The organism is Aliirhizobium smilacinae (genome assembly GCF_006335145.1).
Taxonomy (GTDB): Bacteria; Pseudomonadota; Alphaproteobacteria; order Rhizobiales; family Rhizobiaceae; genus Neorhizobium; species Neorhizobium smilacinae.
Genome location: NZ_VDMN01000009.1, coordinates 66427 through 82884 on the forward strand (window position 1 = coordinate 66427; position 16458 = coordinate 82884).

Sequence of the window (16458 nt, forward strand, 5' to 3'; positions counted from 1 at the left end):
TCATTCGGCGTCTATCGTTTACTCGGACATCGCCGACTTCAGTAGTGCGGTGAAACGGTAGATCACGCCCTCCGCAGCAAAATCGACAGATGTTTGACTGCCTTCTCCGCCGGAGATGCCCATCGATATCAGCCGGGTGCCAAATCCTTTGCGGGTCGGCACGGTGACGGGCGGACCACCGCTTTCGCTCCACACCAGAACAAGCTTAGGCAAACCTTGTGTGTGATCGATAGAAGCCAAAACTTTCACTTGGCCACTGCTCACCGAGAGCGCGCCATATTTGGCGGCATTCGTCGAAAGCTCATGGATAATCAGAGCTAGCGTCAAAGATGTTTTGGGGCCTAGCAGGACATCTTGCCCTTCCACGTCGATCTGTCCGTTGTTGTCATGTGGGGAAGATACGGAACGAATGATCGCCTTAAGCGAAGCGGTATCGGTGTGGCCGGAGAGCAGGATCTCATGAGCGCCGGCAAGCGTTTGGATGCGCGAAAGGAGGGTGGTGCGAGCGGCGTCGATATCGGTCGCCGCTCGCAGCGTCTGCGTAATGATCGAGGAGACCACAGCAAGCGTGTTTTTCAGGCGATGAGACATTTCCTGATTGAGGAGCACGCCCTGTTTCTCGGCGGCAACACGATGGGACACGTCGCGGGCCGCCCCGATCAGCCGGCGCGCAACGTGACCGTTATCCCTCATCGCTCTGCCATTGACCAGCACATGTCGCTCGATACCGTCCTCAATGCCGATGACCCGGTATTGCAGCGTTAAGAATTCTTCCCGACCTTCCGCAAGCCCGGCAAGCTCGGCCTCAACGCGGGCACGATCGTCGCGATGAATAGCGTTAAAAGCACCTTTCATGTCCAACGCGCGCCCTTCGAACACGCCGTTTAGCATTTTCATGCGATCGTCCAGCGTCAACTCGGATTTTGCGAGATCGAGATCCCAAAGCCCGACTTCACCAGTCTCAGTGGCGACGCGGCGGCGTTCCTCGTTGTCGAGGCGAATGCGCTCATCTTCTTTGCGGTCAGTGATGTCAAGCGATACGCCCGAAATAGAAGCAGGTTGGTGGTCTGCGCCGTAGTGGCTCTTGCCTCTGATTTCGATCCAACGCAGCTTCCCATCGGGGCAGTTGATGCGGTACTCGACCTGAAGGTCGCCATCCGCAGAAATCGCGCGCGTCACGGTTTCTTTCCACATCACCATATCGTCAGGGTGAATGCAGTCCTGCAGATCCAGATAGGTGAAGCTCTCATCTGGATTTCGGCCAAAGTTGCGCTTGAAGGCCTCGGAGACGCTGAGTGTATCGCTCGTCAGGTCGAGCGTCCAAAGGCCGATCTGGGACGAATTCAACAGAGCCCTGAGGATGATATCACCGGGCCAGAAATTCCCTTCTTCTTTCACCGGCATTCCTATCCGAACTCAAAGGCAAACTATCGAGCCGATAAAAGCGCGTTTTCAATCTCTATTCCAAAGGTTGACTGGCAGCAAGCCGAAGCCCCCCTGCGCTCGTTGCCTTCGTCTGGACAGTGGGCGGCGCGGCTGTTCGCCGCGCATAGACTGATTTATGATCGATTGCACGGTCGCCAGCATGTTCTTCATGCGGTGGGCCATTTCCGCCGCCATCATAGCGCGATAGGCCTCTGCCTCTTTCCGCTCGGTGATATCGATCGAAACACCACTCATCAAGAGCGGCCTACCTTCGTTGTCGAAACGCGTCTCGGCACGGACTTCTAGCCAACTGATTTGCCCGTCAGGTCTTATCGCCCTGTACTCGACTTGCAATTGACCATCCGACTGTAGAGCAGATACGACCGCTTCCTGCCATCTGCCAAAATCGTCAGGATGAACAGCTTTATTCAGATCCTCGTAGCCAAAGTTATCAGCGGGATTGCGTCCAAAGTCGATCTTGCAGAGAGCCGAGCAAACAAGCCGCTCCGTGGGAATGTCGAGCGTCCAAGTCCCGAGGCCACCAGCCTTGAGCGTAAAGCTAAGACGATCTTCGCTAGCCGTAAGGTCAGCGATGCGCCGCTACATCTCCGCTTCGTGCTCTTCCTGGTCCTCGACCGCCTTGATGGTCTTTTCGCGGGTCACATCGAACTGTGAGGCAAAGAAATAGGTCAGCTGACCCTCATCGAAAACAGGCGACACGAGGAGCCGATTCCAGAACAGTGAGCCGTCTTTTTTGTAGTTCAGGAGGTCGATTTCGATCGGTTCACGATTGGCGATGGCATCGCGAACTTTTGAAACGTCGTCTGTATTCGTGCCGGGTCCCTGCAAGAAGCGGCAGTTACGACTTACGACCAAGGCATTCGTCACGGCTGTAACCGGTTAACCGCGCGAAGGCGTCATATACAAAGACAATCGGATTGTCGTCCTGCCGAGGATCTGTGATGATCATCGGCATGCGGGTAGCGCGCATTGCTGCCGCGAACGGGTCAGAACCGGACGTGGTTTTGTGGATTTCCCCGTCTATCCGGCGCTCTTCGGGTGATGTCATAGACAGGTGTTTATCCACCTTTTGTTCTTCTGTCGCGCAACAATATGGGGAATGTCTAATATCGTACTAACAAAGGGATCACGAGGGCTCTCTACAGGGATGGGGACGGGGGCGTAGAGCTGACGGAGGGGGCTCTTTCATGGCCCTCGTGACGGCCTATAAATTCCTGAACTCGGTACTTGTTCCCGCTGCATGACGCTCTATTTGCCGCCGCATCACGGCCGCTAGCTAGTTCCGCATCATGCTACACGAAAGAGCACCGTCCCTGCTCTCTCGCCGTATGGAAAGCGAATGCGCCCTCGCCTGTCTTCTCAGTCCTGTAAGTCCTGTAAAAACACGGGTTCCATTTGCGAAAGCCACCCCAACCGAGCGCATCAAGGCTGGTTCGCCTGTGGTTGTGGAGCATTTGGTCTTCCTTGTCCCAAGTGCAGCAACGATGAATGGGACAGGCCACCTAAGGGGACGCCTGGTTATCGCTGCATAGCAGCCTGATCAGCCGATTTATCCGTCTGTTGGATCAAATCTCCGTTCTCCGACGTTCGACGTTGGTAGCTCGCGACAAATGGCACCTGCAAGGTGCCATTTGTGCAGCAGATCAATGCTTACCCGTTAAAAGGAGATCCGCATGTCTGATACCCCTAGAGACAGAGCACAAGACCGGGCCCGCGTGGCAAGCGGCCAGGATCACGAGGTCCGATATGAAGCTGATAAGAAAGGCGTCTCGAAAGACGCCGTTAAAGACGCCGTAAAAAGCGTCGGCAATAGTCGCGATAAGGTCGAAGCGAAACTCGATCTCAAAACCTGAAAACTACGCAACTAGGGGTGTACGACACCCCTAGTTGCTAGGTCGCGAACGTTCATTGTGCTTGCCATGTTCTCAGCTTCGCCACTGCTCATGCAGTCGGAAACAAATCCGCCAATCTACGGTTCATCAAAAGCTGTCGCTCTGACCTTTACGTCCTTCCCAGCCGGATTTTGCCGGAAAATCAATCCGCCACCGACTTTCGAGTGTCCGGGAACGTAATCCAGAACGGTTTCGGAGCTTTCCAGAACCGACTCTTGCTCTCTTATTTCACCTCGAATTTTCACCTGAGATGCCGTCACACTGGAACCGTTCTGAATTTCGAACAGGACCTGAAACCCATCGCTGCGCTTCTCCATCTTCACGACATTTCCATGAAGGTTAGGCGAGGTGTCGCGGTCCATAAACCCGTCCTTTCCTATCCAAACGATCACGGCGATTACGATGATCCCTGAGACGGCACCTGTGATCCATTCGATCCAGTGCGGGGCGCCGGGCTCAATGTTTTTACCGTTGGAGATTTTTGTCATCGCAGCCTCACAGGATCAGGCGAGCGGCCGCCGCGCCGATTGCGCCGGGGAAGCTCAAGATGACGACGGTCATCAGGGTTTGCGTGGATCCGATGTCATCGGTTCTGTGAAATGTCCAAAGGCAATAGGCGCTGATCAAACCAGCGATCAGATACCCAGGCAATGTGAACCGGACAAAGGCATGCCAGCTCGGTGTGCCCTCGGCGAGATCATGGCTTCCCCGAAACGACAGGGCGTAGACAAAACCATGCATTACCGCCAGCGAGGCGGCGATGATGACAAGGGCGTGCCAAGGGGTCATCTTATATGACAGCAGGATCATTTCTTCCGTGGGCGCGACGTTGAGGTTAAGGAACAAGGCACCGACGGCCATAAGAAACAGCTCACCGGCGTAGCTCGTCTCCCTTTCGTGAACAGGATCGTCATCGTCACCTTCGCCGCCTTCATCAGCCGATTGCCCACCGAGTTGGCTTCGACCCAGCATCGCACCGATACTCGCAGGAACGGCCTGGAGTGCGATCATCCCGATAATCTCGTGCGCTGACTGGTCTTGCTTGATGACCCCCATCGCGACCAGGATCAATGCGCAGGAAACGATACCGAGAGCATAAGCAATGCTGGCATCCCGGATCGCTTGCCGCCATGTCGACGTCTCTTCGAAGCCCACCCTGTCGGAGAGAACGATCAGCAGAGGAATGTTGACGAGGAGCAGGAGGAGGAGGCGGGTGCGGTCCATGTAGACGCCCAGCTGCCACATCTCCATTGTCATAAGCATCGGCAGCGCGAAGAGAAGGGCTCCTGCAATACCGCGGGCAATCCCAGCAAAAAATTTGCTAGTATCAAAATCCTCGCGCGTCGTCGCGATACTCATGCCGCGTTTCCTATAAGCAAAGAATTCCCACCCGCGGAAGATAGAGGCAGCTGCGTTGAGGACCAGAGCGCTTGCAGGCGAAGCCCTGGTGGGATGGAAATGAGCGAAAACTTCGCTGAGAAGAGAGCGATTATAGACATCAACATGGTCGTGTCCTGTTCCTAACGCAGGTGGCAATCGCGTTGCTGCTCATTCAATTGTCCTCCGGGATGTCTAACTCGATCATCACAGGGGCATGGTCACTCGTTTGCGGCCAACTCCTCGGCTTGCGCCGAACAGAGGCAGACGTCAGCCACGGCTTCACAGCTGGCGATAAAAGGAAATGGTCGATGCGCAGGCCAGCATCGCGCTCGAAGCTGTTGCGCCAATATTTCCAGAAGGTGTAGATGCGCTCATCAGGGTGAAGGTGACGGATTGCATCCGTCCAGCCATGTTCGATGAAGTGCGAATAGGCGTGGCGGACCTCCGGGCGATAAAGCGCGTCGTCGATCCAACGGTCTGGTTTGTACACGTCGAGCGCAGTCGGCATGACATTGAAGTCGCCAACCAGGAGGGCGGGAACGTCTAGCTCCAGAACTTCCGTCGCATATCCCTGCAGCCGCCGGAGCCATCGCAGTTTGTAGTCGAATTTAGGGCCGGGGGCAGGGTTGCCGTTTGGCAGGTAGAGGCAACCTATCAATACCCCGTCGATGGCCGCCTCGATGTAGCGGCTCTGTTGATCCTCAGGCTCTCCTGGTAAGCCCCGTCGCGTGATCAGCGGCTCAGTCCCTTTCGCGAGGATCGCCACGCCATTCCACGACTTCTGTCCTTGCCAAGCGGCACCATATCCGGCGCGCGAGATTTCCTTTTCCGGAAAGGACGTGGACTTCAGTTCCTGCAGACAAACGACGTCCGGTTTGTCTTCGTTGAGCCAACGCAGAAGGATTTCGAGACGGCCGTTGATCCCGTTGACGTTATATGTCGCGATCTTCACAGCGGTGCCTGCGCCATCAATGCGTAGCTTCAAGGGCGACGCCCTCATTTTCGAGATCTCCGCTACTCAATGCGTCGTATCGGTTCGATGTCGGTTTGCCGCCTCTCGTCCCGAAGTCTGTCAGCTCGATCATGACATGCTTGGCGTGTTCCAGGATGCTGTTGTTCGCCGCCAATCGGTGGTTGGTTACCCCGACGGACATTGCTTCCCCGTCATCTAACACGAAATCCACCACCCAGTGACCGACGCGTTCATGCTGGACGTGTGTATGATTGAGGTTCATCGTCGTCCTCTCTCGATAAAGTTAAAGTGCGTCCGCGTCCCGTCGGTCTGCCACCCAGGAGCCAACGAGCTTAGAGCTTCGCGAGCGGGATGCGACCATTGTCCTCACCGTCCCAGTATTGTATCTCGGTGGCCGACACCTTGATCAGCACAATGCCAGCGGTATCGATCCCTTCCGGAAACCACCGCTCAAGCTCTTTGACCCAATGGGTCTCAAATTGCGACTTGTCACGCGTCAGGCTTGCGGTACCGGCTATTGCCAAGAAGATGCCCGGCTTACCGAGCAGGCTGGGCGGTGCGGTAAATGTCAGGCCGACGCGCGTGTTGCGCTCGATGTCGCTGACTTTTTGGGTATCCACATAGGAAAAGAAGTAGGAATCGCCGTCGTATTCGACGTCTCCGTTGTTGCTCATCGGCCGAACGCTGAAGACACCCGCTTCGTTGTTCGTATGAAGCATGCAGAAATCGATCTTCTTAAGCTTGGCGGCGGCGTCGGACATTTGCAACTCAGCCATTTCTTCCTCCATTGGACAGCTGATGCAGGAAACGGCAGTCGTAAGCCGATGTTCCACGGCCCTAGCCGCGTGGGTGGCCTCGGGTTCGGACGGCCACGCCTGTTACCTCAAGTGTATGCGAGGGTCAGGATTCGCCGGTGCACGTCAGCTTATCGCGACCCTGCCATACTCAACGCCCTACAGGGCGATCCCATACCAGTCCGAGTAGGTTGATCGATCAGGCGCGGCAATCCCGCGCCTGTTTTGCCGTTAATTTACCGGTGGTGATGCCTTTCCCAGCTTCACTGAGGGTTCGCGTCCCCAGATCCGCAGTTTTCCGAGTTCGGCCACGAAAGCGGATAACCCTGCCTCACCGGGGAGCTCAATCAGGCCTTCGTCAAGCGCATCAGCAAGCCCTGCTTTGGCCAGCAACGGCGTTGCCGATGGATCGTAGCCGATGAACTTGCAATGCTGGAAGGCGTCAGCGACGAAGTCGCGCGCTGCCGCCTCGTCCACAAGGTCCTCAATACCCGCAGTCGAGGTCAACAGCGCAACGGCATCGAATAATACCGACGGTCCGCCATCGATCATGTGCTGCGCCTCGATCAGCTTACCATCGGAGGCTTCGACACCGCCGACCTTCGGCGCAATCAGCTCGACCACGCCTTTCTCCTTGAGGATGGCGTCAGTCAGACCCTTGAGCAGCTTGGCATCGACACCATCGGTGACGAGAATTCCGAGCTTGCGGCCTTCGAACCGCTTCGGTCCGCGCCCGGCTATGCTGAGGGCAGGCGAGGGGTCGAGATCTTGCCGGGTCGGCATCGCAGCATCCGCTGGTTTCGGCATGGGCTTAATCCCGAGTTTCTGGGCAACGGTCGCCGCCAGCGTCTCGTCGATATTGAGCAGATGGGAGACCATGCGCTCCCGGATCACCGGCATCTCGACTTTGCTGAGCTCGAAGGTGAGAGCCGAAGCTATGTGTCGCTGCTCGGCACCGGTCTGGCTGATATAGAATTGCCGTGCCTGGCTGTAGTGGTCGGCAAAGCTTTCTGGTCGCAATCGTGCCTTGGTGCCCTGCTCCTCGGCTGGAAAGTGGCGATATCCACGCGTTGGTGATTCACGGGGACCTTCACCGTGTGAGTTTGGCTGATAGTTGGTGCGGCCGACGGGATTGCGCATCGCCATGTGGCCGTCCTGCTGGAAATTGTGCATGGGACACTTCGGTGCGTTGATCGGCAGATGCGTGAAGTTCGGACCGCCGAGGCGCTTGAGCTGCGTATCCAGATAGGAGAAGTTGCGACCCTGCAGCAGCGGATCGTTACTGAAATCGATGCCTGGCGGCACGTTCTGGGTCATGAATGCGACCTGCTCGGTCTCAGTGAAGAAGTTGTCGGGCATTCGATCGAGCACCAGCCGGCCGACTGGCACCGGCTTTAGAACTTCTTCCGGGATGATCTTGGTCGGGTCCAGCACGTCGAAGTCAAAGCTGTCTGCGAATTCCTGATCGAAAAGCTGGAGCTGCAGCTCCCATTCCGGAAAATTGCCGGACTGAATGGCGTTCCACAGATCACGGCGATGGAAGTCCGGGTCGGCGCCGTTGATTTTGACCGCCTCATTCCAGGCAACCGACTGCAGGCCCAGCTTTGGCTTCCAGTGAAACTTGACGAAGGTGGACTCGTCCTTGGCGTTGATCAGGCGGAAGGTGTGGACGCCGAAACCCTCCATGAAGCGGAGCGAGCGTGGGATGGTCCGGTCAGACATGATCCACATGACCATGTTCATGCTTTCCGGCGTCAGACTGATAAAATCCCAGAAGTTGTCATGCGCGGTCTGGGCCTGCGGAAATGCTCGATCGGGCTCCTGCTTGGCGGCGTGGATCAGGTCAGGAAACTTGATGGCATCCTGGATGAAGAAAACTGGGATGTTGTTGCCGACCAAGTCCCAATTGCCCTCCTGGGTGTAGATCTTGACGGCAAAGCCACGAACATCGCGTGCGAGGTCAGCCGAGCCCTTGTTCCCGGCAACGGTCGAGAAGCGGACGAATGCCGGTGTCTTTTCGCCAGGGCGCTGGAAGAGATCGGCGCGGGTGTATTGGGCAAGCGACTCGTAAGTCTCAAAATAGCCGTGAGCCCCATAGCCGCGGGCATGGACGACGCGCTCGGGAATGCGTTCATGGTCGAAGTGAAACATCTTCTCGCGGAAATGGAAATCATCGACGACGAGCGGCCCGCGCGCGCCGACGCGAAGAGAGTTCTGGTCATCCGCCACGGGCCCGCCCTGGGCGGTGGTCAGAACCGGTGTGTCGCCCTCGGCAAACTGATGGAGTTCGCCACCTGGACCTCGCTGCATCTGCTGGTCATGAATGGTGACGGATGTTGCTTTTTGTGCCGACGATGTAGGCGCTGTCTTCTTGGCCATGGGACACTCCAATTTGTTGGTAGGTGCGGAAAAGCAAAAAAAGGCCGCTTGGGGAGGCGGCCTGATGCTTGTCGATACTGGCCTAGCTGGCCCTCTTCATTGCGCCCTTGGCATTGGCCGAAGCTTCGCCGAGCGCTGTCAGCTTTTGATCGGTGGCGATCTCTTCCTGCAAAGTTGCATCGAGAAGAGAGACCGCCTCTTTCATGCCGAGCTGTTTCGCCCAGGACTTCAGTGTGCCGTAGCGGGCAATTTCATAGTGCTCGACGGCCTGAGCCGAAGAGATAAGGCCGGCATCAAGCGCGGCCGTCCCCTTGTATTCTTCGATAATTTCCTCGCCCTCGGCGAGAATGCCCTGGATGGCTTCGCAGGTCTTGCCGCGGGCCGGCTTGCCGAGCAGTTCGAAAATCTGCTCGAGACGCTCGATCTGCCCCTGCGTTTCGTCACGATGCTGCAGGAAACCGGCCTTTCCTTCTTCCGACTGCGCCGCCCGTGCCATCTTCGGCAGAGCTTTCAAAATCTGCTTTTCGGCAAAGTAGATATCCTTGAGGGTATCGAGGAAGAGGTCGTTCAATGTCTTTTCGGCTGCCATGCGATCGTCCTTTTTGATTGGATTTGCGCTGATGGTCGGAAGCGCCCTTGAGGACGCAGCCGATGTCAGAGCACGGTTGTGGTTGTGCGGTAGCGATTGCGTTCCTGTTCGATCTGGTCAGGGCTGTAAGGATCGAGCGTATCGTCGAAACGGGTCCAGCCCTGCTCGTTGTAGGACTGGCGCCTCTGGGCAGGATCGACCCAGTTAGAGCGCTGCAGGATCGCTTCGGCTTCCGGCACCAGCGCGTCATCGACCTTGGCTGTCACCAACGAGCCGCCGCGCCGCACGCCTTCTGCGTAGACATGTGCATCTTCTTCTGAGACGCCGGAACCTGTCATCGCGCCGATGATGCCGCCTGTGGCGCCACCTGCAACGGCGCCAGCAACCGCACCGACCGCAGTCGCCGCAAGCCAACCTGCTGCAACCACCGGTCCGACGCCGGGAATTGCCATCAGGCCAAGTCCCGTCAACAGCCCGCCCGCACCGCCGACGGCTGCACCGATCCCACGCCGGTTCCGGCACCTTCGGCCGCGTTCGACTTGTCTGCATGGCGGTTGTCGGCATTGTTGGAGACGATGCTAATGTCCTTGGACGAGACACCTGCGGATTCAAGCGCACTGACGGCAGCGCTGGCATCGGTATAGTCGTCGAAAAGGCCTGTGATAGTTTTCATGATAGTGTCTCCTCTTGAATTATTGGCTTACTTGGCGACGACGTTGCCCTGATAGTCGAGAGCAATGTTGACGGCTTTCCCGTCCTTCATGCCGGCAGCCATCCAGACGCCCCTGTCATCCTTCATCAGGTTCTTGACGTCGGAGAAGCCCGCCTTTTCGATCCTGAATTTCGCCTGATCTTGCGTGAAACTGTTCGCGCCTTCGACAGGCGCAGTCGCGTTCTTGGAATCGGGAGTAGCAACGGCTGGAGTGTCGCCATTCGAGGTCGGCGCCGGTGTCGTCTGGGCGAGCGCAGAGAAGGCGGATGCGCTGACAAGCGCCGCAGCAAGGATCATGTTTTTCACTGGGGTTTCCTCTCGTAGCAGATCTGTATTCACAGACCCGTGAGGATAGAACCTTTGCCGAACGTATTCGTTCCGGGATCGGAGCACGAATCCGATTTTAATCTGGAGTTGCGCAGAATGGTCAGAACACGCGATTTGGGAGCAGTTCCCCGGTGCTGCGAGTGGTTTACCATCAATGGCCTATGCCCACCCGAGTGGGAACCACCGAGGTCGTAGAAGCAAGTTTCCCTACCGGCCTCGGTGACAGGACTGCTAGATCATGATCTCGCCACCAGTGACCGGAATGACAGCGCCTGTCATGTAGCTTCCAAGTTCAGAGGCCAAAAGGACATAGGCTCCTGCGAGTTCGGCAGGCTGGCCAGCGCGCCCAATCAGGGTCTGTTGCCCAAACTTGGCGGCTTTTTCCGCCGGCATGGTGGACGGAATAAGGGGTGTCCAGATAGGGCCGGGGGCGACCGCATTCACGCGAATGCCTTTTTTAGCAAGCATTTCCGCAAGGCCGGCTGTGAAGTTGGAGACAGCCCCCTTGGTGGATGCATAGGCGAGAAGCTGCGGTGATGGCTGTCGCGACTGGATGGAGGTGGTGTTGATGATGGCACTTCCGGGTTTCATATGTGGGGCGGCAGCCTTTGACAGGAAGAACGGCGCGTAGATGTTCGTTCGGAAAGTCTTGTCCCACTCTTCGGCCGGTATATCAGCGATGTCGTCGTAGGTTCGCTGGAAAGCCGCATTGTTGACCAGGATGTCGATACTGCCAAGTTCACCCACCGCACGCGCCACCAGCGTCTGGCAATGCGCTTCCGATGTGATGTCGCCCGGAACGACAAGCGCCTTGCGGCCTGCCTCCTCCACCCATTTAGCGGTATCGGCTGCGTCCTCGTCTTCGTTGAGATAGGAGATCAGGATGTCAGCGCCCTCTCGTGCGAAGGCGATTGCGACGGCTTTGCCAATACCAGAATCCCCGCCTGTGATCAGCGCGACCTTGCCTTGCAGCTTGCCAGCCCCGCGATAGGATTTCTCGCCATGATCCGGGACAGGTTGCATCGAAGCGGTTTTGCCTGGCGGCTCCTGTTGTTGTTCTGGATAAGGTGGGGTCGGGCGGCGTTGTTCGTCGGTCATGATCTTCCTCCGGTTGAATGACGGAGGCTTAACCGGCTGGATGGGTAACTGTTCCGCGGTGAACCGCCGCACGCTCAGTTAAGTTCGGAACTTCTCCAGTCGCTGCGGCTTTCATCTTCGCTCATTAAAAAAGGAAGTGAAGAGAATGGCTTCAGCCAATCAGTTCGACATGCAGAACCCCCTGACGCAGTATCCTCAGCCAAAATTTCCCGAGCAGCCCCAACCCGTTCCCGGTCTTGCCAGCAAGATGCAGCCAGTCCCGGATCACGGTGAAACCAGTTACCAAGGGTTCGGCCGGCTCAAGGGCCGCAAGGCTCTGGTGACGGGTGGCGATTCCGGGATCGGACGAGCGGCAGCCATTGCCTTCGCACGAGAGGGCGCCGACGTCGTCATCAACTATCTCCCGGAAGAGCAGCCTGACGCCGACGAGGTCGTCAAACTGATCGAGGCTGAGGGTCGGAGGGCTTTCGCCATTCCGGGCGATCTAAAAAGCGAAGCTTTTTGCAAGGAGCTGGTGACCAAGGCTCATGCCGAACTCGGCGGCCTTGATCTGTTGGTCAATGTAGCTGGCCGTCAGAAGTCGGTTGAAACGATCGCCGATCTCACGACGGATCAGTTCGACGAAACCTTCAAGACCAATGTCTATGCCCTGTTCTGGATCTGCAAGGCGGCCATTCCGTTGATGCCCAAAGGTGCGACCATAATTAACACCGCGTCAATCCAGGCCTACCAGCCATCAGAGACGTTGCTCGACTACGCACCCACCAAGTCGGCAATTGTCGCCTTCAGCAAGGCTTTGTCGAAACAGATTCTGCCGAATGGGATTCGCGTCAATGTCGTCGCACCCGGTCCCGTCTGGACGCCTCTGCAAACGTCCGGCGGCCAGCCGCAGGACAAGATTGTCGAGTTCGGCAGCGATGTCCCGATGAAGCGGCCCGGCCAGCCCGCAGAATGCGCTCCAATTTACGTGTTTCTCGCAACGCAGGAATCGAGCTTCATCACCGGCGAGGTCTTTGGCGTCACCGGCGGCAACACGCTGCCCTGATGCTCAAATCCTTGGAGCCTGCGCGCTCGGGCGGCTTCTTGCCGCTCGAGCATTATGCCGCGGTCGGTGAAGGTCGCTCAGTTGCCCTAGTCGGAGCGGACGGTTCGATCGACTGGTGGTGCGCGCCTGATATGGATTCGCCGCCTCTGTTCAACCGCCTGCATGACGAAAATGGAGGGCGGTTCTCGCTGAAGCCGGTTCAGCCATTCAAGATCGAGCGCCAGTATTGCAAAGACAGCAATGTCCTGGAGACCATCTTTATCACCGAGACCGGCCGGGCCCGGGTGACCGAGTCCTTGAACAGCGGCGCTGGTGGCAGGCTGCCATGGTGCGAGTTGGCCCGGCGCATAGAGGGTTTGGCTGGGTCGGTGGATTTCGAGATCGTCGTCAACCCGATCTGTGCGCAGGGAGAGGTGAGGCGGATTGATCATCCCAACGCAGCGGTTCGTTACATCGGCGATCTGACGACGACTTTCTGCCACTCGGACGATGTGGTGATCACGGTTGACGAAGATCAACGGACGTTGGCGCGGTATAAGGCAACAGATGGATCGCGAACCTGCATCGCCTATCTTGTCGCTGACAAAGCCCCGCTGGCGATACCGAAACTGTCGGAAATCGATGCGCGGATCGACTTCAGCGATGACGAGTGGCGACGCTGGTCGGAAAAACTCAGCTATGATGGTCCATTCGAAAAAGACTTCATCCGCTGTGCCTTGTCGCTCAAGTTCCTGCTCTACTCGAAGACCGGTGCAATCGCGGCCGCGGCCACCTCCGGACTGCCGGAGCGGATAGGTGGAGACAAGAACTACGACTATCGCTACGCCTGGATCCGTGATGCAGCTTACACGATCAAGGCCTTCCTTCGGGCTGGCGCCTTTTCCGAGGCGATCGCTGCGTTTGGCTGGCTGGTGCGCACAATCGACGATGACGGGCCGACACCGTCGGTCGTCTACACGCTCACAGGCGGTGAGGTTCCGGACGAAGAGATTATTGATGTGTCCGGCTACAAGGGGTCATCACCGGTGCGCACCGGCAATCGTGCCAAAACGCAGGTCCAATTGAGCTGCTATGGCGACTTGCTGGAAACCGCTGCCCTTTTTGCCGATGTGGGACATGTCCTGGATCCCCGGACGAGCAAGCTGTTAACGCGATTGGCAGAACAGGTCGTTGATCGCTGGCAAGAAAAAGATGCCGGCATCTGGGAGCTCGAGGATCAGCAGCATTACACATTCTCAAAGATTGGATGCTGGCTCGCCCTGACGAAGGCTGCGGAGATGGCAAGGGCTGGACATATCGCTGGTGACGCGGATCGGTGGGATGATGAAAGCCGTCGCGTTAAGGAATGGATCGATGCCAACTGCTGGTCGGAGGCGCGGCAGGCCTATACATTTTATGCGGGGACCGACAAGCTTGATGCGGCACTTTTGCTGACGACCCGTTTTGGTTTCGAGCACGACGATCATTTACGAAGAACACGAGATGCTATCGAGCGAGAACTTGCTGTTGGACCGCTCGTCTATCGCTATAGCGGGGCTGCCGAAGAAGAGGGTGCTTTTGTCGCCTGCTGCTGTTGGCTGGTCGAAGCCTATGCATTTCTCGGGGAGGTCGATCGCGCCGAGGATATGCTCGTTCAGCTGCTTGAAAAACTTGGCAACAATTTCGGTGTTCTCACCGAACAAATCGATCCCGCAACCGGGGAAGGGCTGGGCAACCTCCCGCAAGGCTTAAGCCACCTCGCTTTGCTTCACGCAATATTCTCGCTCCAGGAAAACAGATGATGGATGTTCGAATTCTCGACCCGCGCTTGCCGGCCTGCCAACTGGGTGAAGGTGCTTATTGGGATGCGCCAACCGCCTCCCTGTACTGGGTGGATATCATCGGGCGCTCGGTGCATCGGTACTCCCCGGATAAGCGAGCGCATCAGACTTGGGCGGTATCGAAGGAAGTCAGCTTTGCCTATCCCAACGACAGACGGCTTGTTCTGTGCATGGCGGATGGCGTTTATCATCTCGATCCCAAAAGCGGGGAGGAGATGCCCATTGCTTTGCTGGACCTTCCAAAGGATCACCGGCTCAACGACGGCAAGCTTGATCCCCAGGCAAGGTTATGGGTGGGCACGATCAACACCGCTGACGATCCTTCGCCGACAGCAGCGCTCTATGTCCTTCGCGGCGATCATCTGGAGGAGTTCGAGGGGGGCTACGCCAACGCGAATGGCAAGGCCTGGTCCCTGGATGGAGGTGTCATGTATCACGCGGACACGGCCCGAAACACGATATGGCAATACGATTACGATACTGAAACCGGTGTCGCCTTGAATAAGCGCGTGTTCGTCAAAACGGGTGAGGATAGTCCGGATGGCTTGTCCTTGGACAATGACGGCAATGTCATAGCTGCAATGTTCGGCAGCTCCAGTCTGAACGTCTTTTCGCCGCGCGGTGAGTTGCTTAGGCGGATCGCTTTGCCCGTGCCAAATCCAACGAGCTGTGTGTTAGCCGGAAACGCACTATTCATCACCACGGCTTTTGATGGCCTGGACGATGAACAGCGTCAGAAATTCCCGCTCTCGGGGCACATCTTTGTTATCGACGGCTATCATAAGTAGCTAGTCGGGACAAAAGCCTCTTACCTTAATTTTCCGTGGCAGCACCTGCATCACATTATCGAGGCTTGGCAATCCGAACCGTCCAGGCTTTGCAGAAACACTATCGTTCAGTGACGGAGGTTCAAAGTAGATCTGATCCTTTGATCGGTTGCGATCATATAGACTCCCTCAAGCGCTTCACGGTCGATTATGCGCGATTCAGAGATGGAGAGGATGGCTGCCCGACAGAGGCTGTGTGAAAACACATCGCAGTGTCCGTGACAAACCTGTAGAGTTCATGGCCGGCCAGTCCCGATGACATTCCTTCAACCAGAACCGTATAGACGCTAGTCAGTTTCCGGCCCATGTGCGTCTCCCGCTCTTGAGGGTGCCGTACCAACGCATGAAACGAGATGAGGTTTCAAACGGGCCAAGAGCGACGCTTGCAAGAACGGTCATCTCCCCCTGCAGATCCCTATGTATTCTAACGGTTGCTTGGCTTGCTGTCGTCGGCGGGATCAAAGTTGATGTCCCAATCCTTTTGGGGACCTTTCTGACCGGGCGGGACTCTGTGCTCAGTTGCGTCCTCGGATCCGGTGATGACAGTTGGCTTGGCGCTGTGGACGCCGGATGCATGTGGGTCCGCCTGGGATGGCGCGTATTGACCTTTTGCATCGTCTTCCGGGTTGGCCATTTTTTCCTCCATTTGGGTTCACATTGAACGGTCTGGGCAACTTAAGGTCACATCAACGCGTCATGCCCCAGACGAAGCCGATGACGGCGGCGATACCAACCGCCGGTAATGGCTTGCGACGGATGCGCTCCTTCAGGTTTACGAGTACGTCGGCGGCTTGCGCTTTCGCGACGCGCAATGTCGCCGACCCGATCTCGCTGGCGCTCTCCCGCAGAAGCCCAACCTCCACCTTCAGAGCTTCAAGCTCTTCGCGGGAAGATGCAAATGTCGTCCCATCAGTCTGCTCCGGCTCCCTCGTCGCTGCCAGAGCCTTATCGACGAGCGGCGCGTCCGAGCCAAAGCCAGCCTCCTCCGAAGGAGACGGCGCGATCCCGGTTGGAATGGACGGGATTGTCGCCGTGACCGGGTCGGAGGCCGGGAATGTGGCCTCGAGACCATCCTCGAGTTCAGATCCAACTTCGCGGGACTGCCGGGCTTGTTCTTGTTCAAGAGCCTCAACTGCTGGGGATTTCGGCGGGGTCATTGGTGTCCTCCTGGGTTCC

General features: G+C 57.2%; 18 protein-coding genes and 1 pseudogene. 4 read left to right on the forward strand and 15 right to left on the reverse strand.

The features are described 5' to 3' along the window. Nucleotides 1–18: 18 nt before the first annotated feature. Genes FHP24_RS26060 through FHP24_RS26070 form a run of 3 tightly spaced genes read right to left on the reverse strand, consistent with a single transcriptional unit; the run spans nucleotide 19 to nucleotide 2313 of the window. Nucleotides 19–1404, reverse strand: a complete 1386-nt coding sequence (locus tag FHP24_RS26060; protein WP_139679172.1) for a sensor histidine kinase — start codon at nucleotides 1402–1404, stop codon at nucleotides 19–21. Between the two features lie 48 nt (nucleotides 1405–1452). Next, nucleotides 1453–2019 (reverse strand): PAS domain-containing protein, encoded by a 567-nt coding sequence (locus FHP24_RS29280; RefSeq protein WP_342782362.1) that lies wholly within the window; start codon nucleotides 2017–2019, stop codon nucleotides 1453–1455. A gap of 6 nt (nucleotides 2020–2025) precedes the next feature. Then, nucleotides 2026–2313, reverse strand: a complete 288-nt coding sequence (locus tag FHP24_RS26070) for a PAS domain-containing protein (protein ID WP_281287471.1) — start codon at nucleotides 2311–2313, stop codon at nucleotides 2026–2028. An 806-nt stretch (nucleotides 2314–3119) separates the two neighbouring features. On the opposite strand from FHP24_RS26070, the gene FHP24_RS26075 reads away from it, so the two are divergent. Continuing rightward, nucleotides 3120–3299, forward strand: a complete 180-nt coding sequence (locus FHP24_RS26075; protein WP_139679173.1) for a DUF3606 domain-containing protein — start codon at nucleotides 3120–3122, stop codon at nucleotides 3297–3299. A 116-nt stretch (nucleotides 3300–3415) separates the two neighbouring features. Here FHP24_RS26075 and FHP24_RS26080 read toward each other — a convergent pair whose 3' ends face one another. The 10 genes and pseudogenes from FHP24_RS26080 to FHP24_RS26125 form a co-directional block, all read right to left on the reverse strand. After that, nucleotides 3416–3826 (reverse strand): hypothetical protein, encoded by a 411-nt coding sequence (locus tag FHP24_RS26080; protein WP_139679174.1) that lies wholly within the window; start codon nucleotides 3824–3826, stop codon nucleotides 3416–3418. A gap of 7 nt (nucleotides 3827–3833) precedes the next feature. Further along, a complete protein-coding gene (locus tag FHP24_RS26085) occupies nucleotides 3834–4697 on the reverse strand; it encodes a TIGR02587 family membrane protein (protein WP_139679175.1) in 864 nt (287 codons plus the stop codon). Nucleotides 4698–4890: 193 nt separating this feature from the next. After that, on the reverse strand, nucleotides 4891–5670 hold the full coding sequence (gene xth / locus FHP24_RS26090) for an exodeoxyribonuclease III (RefSeq protein WP_139679263.1): 780 nt from the start codon (nucleotides 5668–5670) through the stop codon (nucleotides 4891–4893). Nucleotides 5671–5686: 16 nt separating this feature from the next. Continuing rightward, complete coding sequence (locus FHP24_RS26095) at nucleotides 5687–5953, reverse strand: hypothetical protein (protein WP_139679176.1); 267 nt, start codon at nucleotides 5951–5953, stop codon at nucleotides 5687–5689. Between the two features lie 70 nt (nucleotides 5954–6023). Next, entirely contained in the window at nucleotides 6024–6467 is a 444-nt protein-coding gene (locus tag FHP24_RS26100) for a pyridoxamine 5'-phosphate oxidase family protein (protein WP_139679177.1), read from the reverse strand. 249 nt (nucleotides 6468–6716) lie between these two features. After that, nucleotides 6717–8864, reverse strand: a complete 2148-nt coding sequence (gene katE / locus FHP24_RS26105; protein WP_139679178.1) for a catalase — start codon at nucleotides 8862–8864, stop codon at nucleotides 6717–6719. Between the two features lie 82 nt (nucleotides 8865–8946). Continuing rightward, nucleotides 8947–9453, reverse strand: coding sequence for a YciE/YciF ferroxidase family protein (locus FHP24_RS26110; RefSeq protein WP_139679179.1), 507 nt, complete (start codon nucleotides 9451–9453; stop codon nucleotides 8947–8949). Nucleotides 9454–9518: 65 nt separating this feature from the next. Then, nucleotides 9519–10126 (reverse strand): annotated as a pseudogene (locus FHP24_RS26115) (general stress protein). Nucleotides 10127–10153: 27 nt separating this feature from the next. Next, nucleotides 10154–10471 (reverse strand): PepSY domain-containing protein, encoded by a 318-nt coding sequence (locus FHP24_RS26120; RefSeq protein WP_139679180.1) that lies wholly within the window; start codon nucleotides 10469–10471, stop codon nucleotides 10154–10156. A gap of 252 nt (nucleotides 10472–10723) precedes the next feature. Beyond that, the gene (locus FHP24_RS26125) at nucleotides 10724–11590 is read right to left on the reverse strand and encodes an SDR family oxidoreductase (protein ID WP_180356131.1); all 867 of its coding nucleotides are present in this window, start codon (nucleotides 11588–11590) and stop codon (nucleotides 10724–10726) included. 145 nt (nucleotides 11591–11735) lie between these two features. On the opposite strand from FHP24_RS26125, the gene FHP24_RS26130 reads away from it, so the two are divergent. The 3 genes from FHP24_RS26130 to FHP24_RS26140 are packed head-to-tail and all read left to right on the forward strand — an operon-like array spanning nucleotide 11736 to nucleotide 15243. Further along, a complete protein-coding gene (locus tag FHP24_RS26130; protein WP_139679181.1) occupies nucleotides 11736–12635 on the forward strand; it encodes an SDR family oxidoreductase in 900 nt (299 codons plus the stop codon). Further along, nucleotides 12635–14416 carry a glycoside hydrolase family 15 protein gene (locus FHP24_RS26135; RefSeq protein ID WP_139679182.1) on the forward strand — a complete coding sequence of 594 codons (1782 nt, stop codon included), beginning with the start codon at nucleotides 12635–12637 and terminating at the stop codon, nucleotides 14414–14416. Before FHP24_RS26130 ends, FHP24_RS26135 begins: the two co-directional genes overlap by 1 nt. Then, entirely contained in the window at nucleotides 14413–15243 is an 831-nt protein-coding gene (locus FHP24_RS26140; protein ID WP_139679183.1) for an SMP-30/gluconolactonase/LRE family protein, read from the forward strand. Before FHP24_RS26135 ends, FHP24_RS26140 begins: the two co-directional genes overlap by 4 nt. Nucleotides 15244–15706: 463 nt before the next feature. Here the strand turns inward: FHP24_RS26140 and FHP24_RS26145 are convergent, their stop codons facing one another. Beyond that, on the reverse strand, nucleotides 15707–15916 hold the full coding sequence (locus tag FHP24_RS26145; protein ID WP_139679184.1) for a hypothetical protein: 210 nt from the start codon (nucleotides 15914–15916) through the stop codon (nucleotides 15707–15709). 52 nt (nucleotides 15917–15968) lie between these two features. Then, nucleotides 15969–16439, reverse strand: a complete 471-nt coding sequence (locus FHP24_RS26150; RefSeq protein ID WP_139679185.1) for a hypothetical protein — start codon at nucleotides 16437–16439, stop codon at nucleotides 15969–15971. Nucleotides 16440–16458: the final 19 nt, after the last annotated feature.

What these genes read in the sequence shown, in the direction of transcription:
- FHP24_RS26130 (WP_139679181.1), top strand. Translation starts at nt 11,736, where the DNA reads ATGGCTTCAGCCAATCAGTTCGACATGCAGAACCCCCTGACGCAGTAT.
- FHP24_RS26080 (WP_139679174.1), bottom strand. Translation starts at nt 3,826, where the DNA reads ATGACAAAAATCTCCAACGGTAAAAACATTGAGCCCGGCGCCCCGCAC.
- FHP24_RS26140 (WP_139679183.1), top strand. Translation starts at nt 14,413, where the DNA reads ATGATGGATGTTCGAATTCTCGACCCGCGCTTGCCGGCCTGCCAACTG.
- FHP24_RS26150 (WP_139679185.1), bottom strand. Translation starts at nt 16,439, where the DNA reads ATGACCCCGCCGAAATCCCCAGCAGTTGAGGCTCTTGAACAAGAACAA.
- katE (WP_139679178.1), bottom strand. Translation starts at nt 8,864, where the DNA reads ATGGCCAAGAAGACAGCGCCTACATCGTCGGCACAAAAAGCAACATCC.
- FHP24_RS26060 (WP_139679172.1), bottom strand. Translation starts at nt 1,404, where the DNA reads ATGCCGGTGAAAGAAGAAGGGAATTTCTGGCCCGGTGATATCATCCTC.
- FHP24_RS26145 (WP_139679184.1), bottom strand. Translation starts at nt 15,916, where the DNA reads ATGGCCAACCCGGAAGACGATGCAAAAGGTCAATACGCGCCATCCCAG.
- FHP24_RS26085 (WP_139679175.1), bottom strand. Translation starts at nt 4,697, where the DNA reads ATGAGTATCGCGACGACGCGCGAGGATTTTGATACTAGCAAATTTTTT.
- FHP24_RS26075 (WP_139679173.1), top strand. Translation starts at nt 3,120, where the DNA reads ATGTCTGATACCCCTAGAGACAGAGCACAAGACCGGGCCCGCGTGGCA.
- FHP24_RS26095 (WP_139679176.1), bottom strand. Translation starts at nt 5,953, where the DNA reads ATGAACCTCAATCATACACACGTCCAGCATGAACGCGTCGGTCACTGG.
- FHP24_RS26100 (WP_139679177.1), bottom strand. Translation starts at nt 6,467, where the DNA reads ATGGCTGAGTTGCAAATGTCCGACGCCGCCGCCAAGCTTAAGAAGATC.
- FHP24_RS26135 (WP_139679182.1), top strand. Translation starts at nt 12,635, where the DNA reads ATGCTCAAATCCTTGGAGCCTGCGCGCTCGGGCGGCTTCTTGCCGCTC.
- FHP24_RS26125 (WP_180356131.1), bottom strand. Translation starts at nt 11,590, where the DNA reads ATGACCGACGAACAACGCCGCCCGACCCCACCTTATCCAGAACAACAA.
- FHP24_RS26110 (WP_139679179.1), bottom strand. Translation starts at nt 9,453, where the DNA reads ATGGCAGCCGAAAAGACATTGAACGACCTCTTCCTCGATACCCTCAAG.